6 protein-coding genes are annotated in these 12,876 nt (G+C 55.0%); all 6 read left to right on the forward strand.

Translation table 11 applies throughout. The features are described 5' to 3' along the window. Window positions 1-24 precede the first annotated feature (24 nt). Window positions 25-1,776, forward strand: coding sequence for a glycerol-3-phosphate dehydrogenase/oxidase (locus KCG43_RS18585; protein ID WP_218386790.1), 1,752 nt, complete (start codon window positions 25-27; stop codon window positions 1,774-1,776). Then, window positions 1,763-2,602 carry a class I fructose-bisphosphate aldolase gene (locus KCG43_RS18590; protein WP_027251177.1) on the forward strand — a complete coding sequence of 280 codons (840 nt, stop codon included), beginning with the start codon at window positions 1,763-1,765 and terminating at the stop codon, window positions 2,600-2,602. Before KCG43_RS18585 ends, KCG43_RS18590 begins: the two co-directional genes overlap by 14 nt. 33 nt (window positions 2,603-2,635) lie before the next feature. Continuing rightward, window positions 2,636-4,132 (forward strand): FGGY-family carbohydrate kinase, encoded by a 1,497-nt coding sequence (locus KCG43_RS18595; RefSeq protein ID WP_218386792.1) that lies wholly within the window; start codon window positions 2,636-2,638, stop codon window positions 4,130-4,132. Window positions 4,133-4,333: 201 nt separating this feature from the next. Further along, window positions 4,334-5,494: an iron-containing alcohol dehydrogenase gene (locus tag KCG43_RS18600; protein WP_218386795.1), complete on the forward strand. Its 1,161-nt coding sequence runs from the start codon at window positions 4,334-4,336 to the stop codon at window positions 5,492-5,494. A 2-nt stretch (window positions 5,495-5,496) separates the two neighbouring features. Then, entirely contained in the window at window positions 5,497-6,993 is a 1,497-nt protein-coding gene (locus KCG43_RS18605; protein WP_218386855.1) for a CoA-acylating methylmalonate-semialdehyde dehydrogenase, read from the forward strand. 199 nt (window positions 6,994-7,192) lie between these two features. After that, complete coding sequence (locus KCG43_RS18610; protein ID WP_218386797.1) at window positions 7,193-11,734, forward strand: NPCBM/NEW2 domain-containing protein; 4,542 nt, start codon at window positions 7,193-7,195, stop codon at window positions 11,732-11,734. The last annotated feature ends 1,142 nt before the right edge of the window (window positions 11,735-12,876 follow it).

Consider the following 12,876-nt stretch of genomic DNA (forward strand, 5'->3'; position numbering starts at 1 on the left):
ATAAGAATCGATAAGGGGAGCAGTATGGCAGGCGATGGAACACAAAGGCGGGAACGATTACCCCAGGATGCGCATTTCGATGTAGTGATAGTCGGTGGCGGTATTAACGGTATCAGTGTGTACCGGGAGTTGTCTTTGCAGGGGGTGAAAGTCTTGCTGGTGGAGAAAGAAGATTTCTGCAGTAAAGCCAGCGCCGCCCTGTCGCGGATGATTCACGGTGGCTTGCGGTATCTTGAAAACGGCGAGTTTGCCCTGGTCAGGGAATCACTGGCAGAGCGTAACCGCCTGCTGGTCAATGCGCCGCATTATGTGCAGCCGCTGGTTACCACGATACCGATCTTTTCTCGCTGGTCCGGGCTGTTTTACGCGTTGTTTAACTTCACCGGACTGATGGACAAACCCAGTCGCCGCGGGGCGCTGGTGATTAAACTGGGGCTGTGGTTTTACGACTTTTTCACCCGTCGCGATCAGCGTCTGCCGAAACACCGTTTCTTTTCGCAGTCTGAAACGGCAGCACGCTGGCCACAGTTTGACTCTGCCGTCGCCTGCAGCGCCGATTATTACGATGCCTGGATCAGTGCCCCTGAGCGTCTGGCAATGGAGGTGCTGAGCGACACGGGCGAGCAAAGCGGCAGTCTGGCCTGTAACTATACCGAGCTGCTGGCACGGGACGGTCAGCGTTTTACCCTGCGTGACACCCTGACGGGGGAAACCAGCACGATCAGCGCAGACAAACTGGTCAATGCCACCGGGGCCTGGGTCGATCAGACCAATGATCGTCTGGGACTGGCCTCGGGCTATCTGCAGGGCACCAAAGGCTCGCACATTATTGTCCGCCACCCTGAGTTACTGGCCGAGCTGGACGGGCACATGGTGTTTTACGAGAACCCGGAAGGGCGGGTATGCATTCTGTTTCCCTACTACGGCAACGTACTGATCGGCTCGACAGACATTCCGGTGGCAGATCTGGATGCCGTGACCTGTACCGGTGAAGAAATTGATTACATGCTCGACTCACTGAAAGCCGTGTTTCCGGCACTGGTGATTGAGCGGGAAGACATAGTGTATCAGTTCAGCGGCGTACGCCCGTTGCCGTCGGTGAAAACCTCGACCATAGGGCAGATCCCGCGCAGTCATGCTCTGCGGGTGGACAGCACGGAAGACGGTCAGGTTCGCCTTTATTCTCTGATCGGCGGCAAATGGACGACATTTCGCGCCTTCGGGGAGGAAGTGGCCGATCAGATCTTATCGGATATGGCGCACACCCGCCGGATCTCAACCGCCGACCGGCCCATAGGCGGCGGCAGGGATTTCCCGCAGACAGATATTGAACGCAAAGCCTTTACTAAAGCAGCCCATGTCAAATATGCCCTGAGCGAAGCCAGAGCGGAGATGCTGCTGCAACGTTACGGCACTCAGTGCCTGGCTGTGATGGCCTACCTGAGCGCCGGTGAGGATACGGTGCTGACCAGCCTGCCGGCGTACACCAGGCGCGAGCTGATGTATCTGATTGAACACGAGGCTGTGTGCCGCACGCTGGATGTGCTGCAGCGCCGCACTTCGGTGGCAATTGCAGGACAGATAAACAATCAGGTGCTGGCTGAGGTGACTGAGCTGGTGGCCGCGACGCTGGGCTGGAATGAACAGCAAACAAAACAGGATCTGGCAGAAAGTTGTCGTCAGTTGCAGCTACATCATGGTCTGGCCGTCAGCACTGAGCAGGTTGAGCAAATCTGGACCACATCTTTTTCAGGAGGAAACTATGTATATCAGTAAGAAAGTAAGGATGAACCGGCTGTTTAACAACGGCCGTTGTCTGGACGTGGCACTGGATCACGGGGTGTGTAACGAGCCGTCTTTTCTCGATGGCCTGGAAAACATGGACTCTGTGGTCAGCCAGCTGGTGGAAGCCAGACCGGACGCGATTCAGATGAATTATGGTCAGAGCGACCTGCTGCAAAACGTTGACGGCAAAGACAAACCGGCTCTGGTGATGCGGCTGGATATGGGTAATCCGTACAACACGATTCGCCACCGTCATATGTGGGCTGTGATGCAAAATGATCAGGAGCCGGTACTGCAGGCGCTGCAGATGGACGCGGCTTGCGTGGTGGTCAACCTGTTTATGTTGCCTGATGAGCCGGATCTGTTCCGCCAGTGTGTGGTGAATATCAGCAAAGTGAAAAACGACTGCGACAAATACGGTATGCCGCTGATGATCGAGCCACTGGTGATGCAGCCGGCCAGTTCGGGTAAAGCCTATGCAGTAGACGGTGATGCGGAAAAGATAGTGACTCTGGTGCGTCTGGCCCGCGAAATGGGGGCAGACATCATCAAAGCCGATCCAACGGCTGATGCGTCGGAATTCCACCGTGTGGTCGAAGCGGCGCGTTGTCCTGTGCTGGTTCGCGGCGGCGGCAAAGAAGATGTCGAAGTGGTCTTCAGCAAGGCGCGTCAACTGCTGGATCAGGGCGCATTGGGCATGGTGTATGGCCGGAATATTTACCAGCACCCTAACCCGAGCCGCATCGTGCAGGCTTTCATGGCGATGATCCACAACAACGCCAGCGTGTCTGATGCACTGGCCATTTATCAGCAGTAATTTTTCACTGTCAGCAAGAAAAGGAAGCAAGCAATGACACCATACGTACTGGGTATAGACTGCGGAAGCACGGGAATAAAAGTGGCGCTCTTTGATTTACAGGGCCGCGAAATCGGTGCGCTGGGTGACAAAGTGGCGACGCATTTTCCTGCACCGGGTTTTGCTCAGTGCGATATGGCAGCGCTGTGGAGTCAGTGCGCGGTCCTGATACGTCGCTTACTGGAAGAATGGGCCGTGCAGTCCGGACAGGTGGTAGCTGTCGGGTGCAGCGGTCATGGTAACGGGCTGTATTTGCTGGATCACGAGGCGATGCCCCTGCTGGCGATCAAATCGCTCGATTGCCGCGCCAGTGATCTGGTGCAGACGATAAAAAATCAGCCCGACTATGAGTTGATTCAGGAGCTCAACCGTCAGGGTGTCTGGCCGGCACAATCGGCCACACTGCTTTGCTGGCTCAAACAGTATCACCCGGAGACATACCAGAGCATCGGCAGCGTCCTGTTCTGTAAGGATTACCTGAATTTTTGCCTGACCGGCGAGATATCGACCGAGTACGGGGATCTCAGTGCCTCGGGTTTATACGATTTTTCAGCAGGAGAGGCGTCGGCCGCTTTACTTACTGCATTAGCTATTCCAGAGATGCAGCAGGCGATTCCCGACATCAGGGAATGTCAGGATGTTATGGGCCGGGTGAGCAGGGAAGCAGCGGCGTTAACCGGACTGAGCGAAGGCACACCTGTGGTCAGTGGCTGTTTTGATATCGTGGCCTGCGCTATCGGCTCAGGGGTCTGGCAAAGCCAGGCCGCCTCTGTGATTGCCGGTTCCTGGAGCATTAATCAGGTGGTGACGGACACCTTACCGGGCAGGGATGTCTTTATGGCCTGCCATTTTCCCGGCCAGCGTTATTTGGCGGTGGAGTCGAGTGCGACCTCGGCCTCGAACCTCGAATGGTTCATCTGCGAATTTTTCAAACAAGAAAAACAGCAAGCCAAAACCCACAATATTGATCTTTTTCAGCAACTTAATGCCATGGTGGCTGACACTGTGATCAGTGACGATCTGCCGCTGTTTCACCCTTACCTCTACGGCGGCTGTGATAATCAGCCGGTGCAGGGGAATTTTTTCGGGCTGGCCGGATGGCATAAAAAATCGGACTTACTCTATGCCGTTTATGAAGGCATTGTCTTTGGGCATTTAGAACATGTTGGTCAGCTCAGGCTGGCGGGTCAGCATATCGACACTGCGGTTCTCAGCGGCGGGGCCGCCAAAAGCCCGGTCTGGAGCCAGTTGTTTGCGGATGTGCTGGATGTCGCGATTCAGACCTCCGACTGCACCGAAGCCGGTGCCAGAGGAGCGGCGATGGCTGCCGCAACCGGTGCAGGCTGTTTCCCGGCTCTGCAGCAGGCGGTAGCCGCGATGGCCAAGCTCAATACGCCTCTTACGCCCAGGCCACAGCAGCAAGCCATTCTTCATCAGCGCTACCAACGCTACCTGGCGGTGTCGAACGCCTTGAAAGAACTGATGTCATGACTCTCAGATAATTCATTGAATATCAATGGGTTAACTTTGCTGTTTCGGTGGCTGTGCTACCGGAACGGCTTTGCCGATCCTGATGTTCACCGACTTTGCTCACTCTCTCAAAATTGATTTATTTTGATATTTTTTGTCTCATTTTTATCGGCATGTGCTCTATATTATGAAGATGATTAAAAGGTTGAAAGGATGAAAGGGATGACACAACGAATCGTAATGCCCGGCCTGATGGAAATCGGGGCTGGCGCGCTGGATAAAGTGGCAGACATGCTGAAACTGCTGTCTTGCCGTCAGCCATTGATTATCAGCGACCGAGTGATGTCTGAGCTGGGTTATGTACGCCGGGTTGAAATCGCACTGGCGGCGGTAGGGTTGGAGTGCGGTGTCTTTCTGGATACCGAGCCGGAGCCGACTGAGGCCTCTATCCTGCCGGCGGTTGATCAGGTGGTGACAGGCCAGTTTGACTGCCTGATTGCACTGGGCGGCGGGAGCGCCATCGACAGCGCAAAAGCCATTGGTCTGCTGGCACAGCACGGCGGTCAGATGCGTGACTACAAAGTACCCCATGTGGTGACAGAAGCCATCTTGCCCGTGATTGCGATTCCGACCACAGCAGGCACGGGATCGGAAGTTACCCGGGTGACCATCATCACAGATCAGGACACAGACGAGAAAATGCTGTGCATGGGGCCGGGACTGATCCCCCAGGCGGCGATCATCGACTATGAGCTGACCCTGTCGGTGCCGGCCCGTATCGCTGCCGATACCGGGATTGATGCCCTGACACATGCCATTGAAGCTTATGTCAGCGCCAAAGCCGGGGTGTTTTCCGATCAGCAGGCGCTGTCAGCCATGCGCCTGATTGCGCCGAATCTTCGCGAAGCGGTAAACACCCCTGGCAATCATGATGCAAAAGAGAAGCTGATGCTGGGAGCCACACTGGCCGGTATCGCTTTCTCCAACGCGTCTGTCGCACTGGTGCACGGCATGAGCCGTCCGATTGGCGCCCATTTCCATGTCCCGCATGGCATGAGCAATGCCATGTTATTACCTGCGATTACCGAGTTTTCCATTCCGGCCAGTCTGACGCGTTATGCCGACTGTGCCCGCGCGATGGGGCTGGCTGATGACATCGTCAGTGACGAAGAAGCCGTGCAGCGTCTGATGTCTGAGCTGACTCAGCTTAACGCCGATCTGCAGGTGCCGGCCATGTCGGATTTCGGGATTGACCGGCACCAGTATCATGAGCTGCTGGACACCATGGCGGAGCAGGCGCTGGCATCGGGATCACCGAATAATAATCCGCGCATTCCGAGCAAGAATGAAGTGATTGAACTGTATAAAAAGGTATGGAGTTAATGATGATTGGAAATTACATCAACAGTGAATTAGTGCCAGTGACCTCAGATCGCAATCTGCCGGTCACGGATCCGGCCACCGGTAAAGTGATCGATCAGGTTGGCCTGTCCAGCGTGGCGGATACCGAGCAGGCAATCGCCAGCGCGGAAGCGGCATGGCCGGCCTGGGCGCAAATGACACCGCTTAATCGCTCGCGCATCCTGTTTCGCTTCAAAGCCTTGCTGGAACAGAACATGGACGAGCTGGCAACACTGATCAGCCGCGAGCACGGAAAAGTACACAGTGATGCGTTAGGCGAACTGACCCGCGGGCTGGAAGTGGTCGAATTTGCCTGCGGCATTCCCCATCTGCAAAAAGGCGAACACAGCCGCAATGTGGGCACAGATGTGGACTCGCATTCCATGCTGATGCCTTTGGGCGTTTGCGCGGGGATTACCCCCTTTAATTTCCCGGTCATGGTGCCCATGTGGATGTTCCCGATTGCCCTGGCAACCGGCAATACCTTCGTGCTGAAACCGTCTGAGAAAAACCCGTCCGCGGCACTGAGACTGGCGGAATTGCTGACCCAGGCCGGATTGCCGCCAGGGGTGTTTAATGTCGTGCAGGGCGATAAGGAATCGGTGGATGTGCTGCTGAGCGATGCCAGAGTCAAAGCAGTCAGTTTTGTCGGCTCGACACCGATTGCGGAATACATCTATTCACAGGGCTCGGCACACGGCAAACGGGTGCAGGCACTGGGCGGTGCGAAAAACCATCTGGTGGTGATGCCGGATGCGGATTTGGATCAGGCGGTTAATGCGCTGATGGGCGCCGCCTTTGGTGCGGCCGGAGAACGCTGCATGGCGATTTCTGTCGCGGTTGCCATTGGTGACGAAGTGGCCGATAAGCTGGCAGAGAAACTCACAGCCCGGATTCGTGAGTTACGGGTCGGGCCGGGCTATGGCCAGTCGGTTGAGAACGAAATGGGGCCGCTGATCACAGACGATCACATGAAACGCGTCAGCAGTTATATCGACAAAGGTGAAGCTGAAGGCGCCACTTTACTGGTGGATGGCCGTGATTATCAGGTTCCCGGCTTTGAAAACGGTTATTACGTCGGCGGCACTTTGTTTGATCACGTCACCCCCGGGATGACAATTTACCGCGAAGAAATCTTCGGGCCTGTCCTGTCAATGCTGCGCGCCCAGTCGCTGGATGAAGCCCTGACGCTGATCAATGAACATGAATTCGGGAACGGCACGGCGATTTTCACTGCAGACGGTGAAGCGGCACGCCGGTTCAGCGATCAAGTGGAAGTGGGCATGGTGGGTGTCAACGTGCCGATCCCAGTGCCTATGGCTTTCCATTCTTTTGGTGGCTGGAAGCGTTCCCTGTTCGGGCCGCTGCACATGCACGGCAGCGATGGTGTGCGTTTCTTTACCCGCATGAAAACCATCACCACCCGCTGGCCGAAAAACCAGCAGCAACAGGCTGACTTTGTCATGCCGACCATGAAATAACACCTCAAAAGAGCGGCTTCCCAATGCAGGAAGCCGCCTCAATAATAAGCGGCTTTCCGCCGCGACTCAGTTGGCGAAGTTTTGCAGTAATCACGATAAATCAACCCTACTCACTAACCGAGGTTGAGGGGCGGTCTCTGAACAGGCCCCATGCAGTTCAATTCTGCGCTAGTGATACAATAAATCATGGAGATCTTTCATGGCTGCAATACGGAAGCGATCTAACCGCTACCCCGGCATACGACCTGTGCTGGGCATGCTTGCCTCGCTCGGACTCAGTGCGTCAGTAATGGCGGCACAGGGGCCGGGGCTGGGTAATCTCAACTACAGTACAGGCGAAACTTTCACTCAGGTGTCTTACCCGCTGGTGGATGACACCACCGGATTTCTGCCGCCGGATTACCCCGGCAGAAAGCATTATGGCGTGAATGTCATGACCATGCTCAATGGTTATATGGTGGGTATTTTTGCCCCTGACAGCGGCGGCGGCCCCGGTGGCTGGATTGCGCTGGACGCCTCAGACCCGACCAACCTGTCTTTGGTCAAGACGGTCTATGAACCCGATACCAGTAATCAGTACCGTACCGGTAACGGGCTGCGTACCGCGGAATTTCGCGAGCCGCATTCTTTTGGTCTGAGCGAAGGTAATCTGATTGCCATCCAGACAGGGAAAGGGATTGAAATCTGGGATTGGTCTGATGTCAATAATCCGATTCAGGTCTCTAAGCTGCCCATTTCGGGCGTCAATTTTGGTGACTACAATAACGTGTCCTGGCAGCTGTTCTGGCAGGCCCCTTATTTGTATGTGGCCCGTGGTAATGCCGGGTTAACCATAGTAGATACCAGCAACGTCAGTAACCCTTCGATAGTGAAAACTATTCCAACCTCGCAACTGGGCGGTTTCAATATCGGTCCGGTCTTTGTGGTGGGCAACAAGATGTTCCTGTCGAGCATGGAAACCACCGCCGGTTTTTCTATCCTGAACCTGGATGATCCGGAAACCCCAACGCTGGAGAAAACCCTCAGCTCTCTGCCTGAGAAATATTATGCCTCGTGCTGGGACGGTAAATATGCCTTCTTCGGCGCCCGCTCTACCGCGGACAAGCTGAGAATTTACGATACAACAACAACGCCCATGACACTGGTGCACGATCAGCTGTCCGGGTTTCAGAATCTGTACTGTAACGTGCAGGATCATAAGCTGTTTCTCGGCAACCAGGACGATATCTCAGTCTTGGATGTCAGCAATATCAGCAACATACAGCTATCAGGCAGCGGCTCGCTCAATGCCGCCGGCGGCGATACCGACCATGGTCAGGTGTTCCCGTTCGGCAATATGGTCTGGGTCGGCAATGATCACGGCACCGGCAGCGGTTTAATCGCCCATCAGGCCGGGCCAGACAATACGCCTCCGGCGATTGTTCACAGCAGTCCGGCAATCGATTCAACGCTGCAACCCCGTTCGTCCCGGGTCGGTATTGTCTTTTCCGACAGCCTGCTGATGGAGTCGGTCAACAGCAATACCTTTACCGTGACCAAGCTGGGCAGCAGTACCCCGATCAGCGGGACTTACAGTGTGAACTTAGGGTTTGCCAACTTCACACCGGATAGCCAGTTAGATGCCGACAGCATTTATGTGGTTGAATTAGATGGCATTGAAGATTTTGCCGGTAACCCGCTGCCTGCGACCAGTTACCGTTTCTCCACCGGCTCTGTGGTGGGTCATGATATTACACTTGGCAGCACGGCTCAGGTTACGCTGGGTACGCCCATTTCCTTCTCAGCCTCGGCTTCTCCTTTGCTGGGCGGTAATCTGGAGTATTCCTGGGACTTTGGTGACGGCACACCGCCAACCGCATTTTCCAGCAATGGCTCGGTCAGTCACACTTACAGCTCGCCAAATCACTGGAATGCCATTGTGACTGTACGAGAATCGGGCTCTCTGACCACAAGCAAAACGCAGCAGCATACCGTGTACAACCCATTGACGCTGAACACGCCCACGACGGCCAGCACAATAGTGAAAGATGCCAACCGGGTGTACGCGGTCAATGAGGATAACGGCACCGTCTCGGCGATCAGCCAGGTCTCGCCATTTGGTAAAGTGTGGGAAACCCAGGTCGGCGAGAAACCCCGCACCCTGGCGATTGCCCCTGATGGCAACCTCTGGGTGGCGAATCAGGACAGCGACAATATCAAAGTCTTGTCTGCCACCGGCAGCGTACTGCATACCATAGATCTGCCGCGCGCCAGCCAGCCGCATGGTGTAGTGTTTACACCGGACGGCAGTGCCGCGCTGGTCACTTTGCAGGCAACCGGCGAAGTGGTCAAAATCAACCCGTCAAACCGTACGATTACCGGCACGGTCAGTGTGGGCCAGAGCGCCAGAGGCATCGCCGTCGACAGCGATTCGGCCACCGCACTGGTAACACGTTTTATCTCACCTCAGTCTCATGCTGAAGTCGTGGCTGTGCATATCGGTTCGATGTCAGTGGACTCTGTGGTCAATCTGCAGAAAGACACCACCACTGTGGATGGCGAAGACAGGAGCCGCGGGATCCCGAATTATCTCAATGCGGTTACTATCTCGCCGGATGGTCAGTCGGCTTGGGTCCCGGCGATTAAAGCCAATGTGGATCGCGGTGAATACAATGAAGGTGATCCGAATCAGGCGCTGACCTTTGAAACCACCCTGCGTGCCATTACCTCGCAGATCAACCTCAATACGCTGGCTGAAGTCCCCAGCCTGCAAATGGACATGGACGACAGGGCACAGCCCAAAGCGCTGGTGTTCAGCGAGCTGGGCGATTATGTCTACATTGCGCTGGAAGGGCAAAACAGCGTCGAGGTGCGTGATGCCTATTCCCGTGAGCGGGCCAGTGAAATTGCAGATTCAGGTAAAGCCCCGCGAGGACTGGTGAAAGCCGGTAACTTGTTGTTTGTGCATAACTTCCTGTCGCGCACCATCTCGGTTCATGACCTGTCGCCGTTTGAAAATCAGGGCGAAGCCATTGCCAAGCTGGCGGATATTGCGCTGGTGGCAAATGAAACCATGCATCCGCGCGTTCTGGCCGGTAAGCAGATTTTCTACAACGCCAGCGATGCGCGCATGACCAGGGATGGCTATATCTCGTGTGCCGGCTGCCATACAGACGGCGACAGTGATAACCGTGTCTGGGACTTTACCGATCGCGGTGAAGGGCTGCGCAATACCATTTCATTGCTCGGCCGAGTCGGCATGGGGAATGGCCGGGTTCACTGGACAGCCAACTTCGATGAAATTCATGATTTTGAAAACGATATTCGTCTGGCGTTTCAGGGCGTGGGTTTTCTCGATGATGCGATCTTTGCGCTGACCTCGGATCCACTGGGCGCGAACAAAGCAGGCTACAGTGTCGATCTCGACAATCTGGCGTTTTACGTCAGCAGTCTGAATGCGTATCCACGCAGCCCGTACCGCAATCAGGACGGCAGTCTGACCGCGGCCGCATCGACAGGTAAGACGCTGTTTACCCAAAAAGGCTGCGACACCTGTCACAGCGGGGATTTCTATACCGATAATCAACGCCATGATGTCGGCACCATTCAGGCCTCGTCCGGTCAGGGCAGCGGTAATCCGCTTGGCGGCGTCGGTTTTGATACGCCAACCCTGATTGGCATCTGGTCAACGCCACCGTATTTCCATAACGGACAGGCCGCGACGCTCAATGATGTGCTGCAAACCGGTTCCCAGCACAGCGTCAGCAGTGCCAGCGAACGGGCAGCGCTGGTCGCTTATCTGGAGCAGATTGAGTACGAAGGACCGGAGATCGTAGTGCCTGAGCCACCGGCAGAAGCCACAGTGGTGTACCTGAGTGATATGGCAGAAGTGTCATCCAGCAATGGCTGGGGGCCGTTTGAAAAAGACGCCAGTAATGGCGAAGCCGCATCGGATGACGGCGGCACCATCTCAATTGGTGGCACCCAGTATCAGAAAGGTTTGGGTGTGCATGCCGAATCTGAAGTGGTGTACGACATCAGCGGTGGTGATTATACCCAGTTCCGCGCTTTTGTTGGTGTCGATGACGAAGTCGGCGGCAGCGGCAGCGTGGTGTTCGAAGTCTGGGTCGATGGTGTACTGAGTTATCAGAGCGGCACGCTGACCGGTTCAGACACTGCCCAGTATGTCTCCATCAACCTGAGCTCGGATAATTATGAGCTGAAACTGGTGGTGACGGGGGCCGGTAACGGCGTCGGCAGTGACCACGCGAGCTGGGGCGATGCCAAACTGCTGCAGTCTTCCGGGCAGAGTCAGTACAGCTATCTCAGTGACATGACCGAAACCGGCACGGTAATCAATGGCTGGGGCCCGCTGGAAAAAGACACCAGCAATGGCGAAGAGCTGGCCAATGACGGCAGTCCGATCACCATTGGCGGTGCGGTCTACAGCAAAGGGCTTGGTGTGCATGCGGATTCAAGCGTCACTTATACCCTGGTGGCCGGTGAGTATGACCAGTTCCAGGCGGTGATTGGTGTGGATGATGAAGTCGGCAATAACGGCAGTGTGGTGTTTGAAGTCTGGCTCAACGGCAGTCTGGCCTATCAGAGTGTCACGCTGACCGGCAGCCAGGGACCGGTGAATGTGAATCTGCCGATCCCGTCCAATGTCACTGAGCTGAAATTGGTCGTCGGCACCGCGGGTGATGGCGATGGCTATGACCATGCGGATTGGGCTGATGCGCGGTTGAGGTACGCGAACTAGCGACATTTCTTTTGGGGAGGTGGACTGGCTGACCGCCCGTTTTGCCCGGACTCTGTAGTGAGTTCGGGCATTTTTTATTTGCCGTAAATGCAACAATCCGTCATTCCCGCGCAGGCGGGAATCCAGACAGCGAGTGTATTTCTAAAGATTGTGCGGGTATGTCGCGCTTGGGTTCAGTGGTAATCTCAGCATTTTCGGATGCGCGCCAGACACTCTTTGCTGGCCCAAAGAGTGCCCAGAAATGCCTGTTTGTTCGTTGGTGTTGTCCGGGTCGGTTGTAGGCGCTCCCGGCGCCGACAACCTAAAAATTCGTCCTGAATTTTTCCCTGGGGGAGTGGTTTTCTTGTGATTTTTTGGGTTGCTGTGGCTGGCGGTTTGTGTGAGGCATGAAGGTATGTCGCGCTTGGGTTCAGTGGCAATCTCAGCATTTTCGGATGCGCGCCAGACACTCTTTGCTGGCCCAAAGAGTGCCCAGAAATGCCTGCTTGTTCTCTGGTGTTGTCCGGGCATTTTTTATTTGCCCGGCGAAGCGGGCAAACCCTTCAGGCTGAGTTAAACCCGACGAGCGTAATTTCAGGTCGCTCGTCTGCGGTGAAGACATTGAAAATCAAGGCCGTTGTACTGATTTGTTGCCTGAAATCACACTGTGGTTCATTCAATACAGCAACCCTGAAATCGTGTTCTAGTCTTGGAAACGAGAGGTTCAGGGGGTTCTTGATGGAGCACTTTGGCGGTAGCGTGGTTTTGGGAAATTCTGAGGTTTTTTCGGGTATGTCGCGCTTGGGTTTAGTGGCAATCTCACCATTCCCGAATGCGCGCCAGACACTCTTTGCTGGCCCAAAGAGTGCCCAGAAATGCCTTTTGATTCTTTGGTGTTGTCCGGGTCGGTTGTAGGCGCTCCCGGCGCCGACAACCTAAAAATTCGTCCTGAATTTTTCCCTGGGGGAGTGACATTGTTTGGGGGGGCAACTCGTTATTGCCCCAAAACGTGTTTAACCAGTATTTCACTATCTGTGAAAAGGTGAGTTTTACCTTACAAAAACTAATATTTTAATATCCAATCATTCATCTAATTATGCTACCAATTGCTTTATTCCTGAGCATTAATCACTCGCTCTTTAGTGAGACCAAAGTCAAGTATC

It is taken from the genome of Photobacterium sp. WH24 (assembly GCF_019204055.1).
In the GTDB taxonomy this organism is placed as follows: Bacteria; Pseudomonadota; Gammaproteobacteria; order Enterobacterales; family Vibrionaceae; genus Photobacterium; species Photobacterium arenosum.

Excerpts from the sequence above, each read along its gene's own strand:
- KCG43_RS18585 (WP_218386790.1), top strand. The coding sequence starts at position 25 with ATGGCAGGCGATGGAACACAAAGGCGGGAACGATTACCCCAGGATGCG.
- KCG43_RS18590 (WP_027251177.1), top strand. The coding sequence starts at position 1,763 with ATGTATATCAGTAAGAAAGTAAGGATGAACCGGCTGTTTAACAACGGC.
- KCG43_RS18595 (WP_218386792.1), top strand. The coding sequence starts at position 2,636 with ATGACACCATACGTACTGGGTATAGACTGCGGAAGCACGGGAATAAAA.
- KCG43_RS18600 (WP_218386795.1), top strand. The coding sequence starts at position 4,334 with ATGACACAACGAATCGTAATGCCCGGCCTGATGGAAATCGGGGCTGGC.
- KCG43_RS18605 (WP_218386855.1), top strand. The coding sequence starts at position 5,497 with ATGATTGGAAATTACATCAACAGTGAATTAGTGCCAGTGACCTCAGAT.
- KCG43_RS18610 (WP_218386797.1), top strand. The coding sequence starts at position 7,193 with ATGGCTGCAATACGGAAGCGATCTAACCGCTACCCCGGCATACGACCT.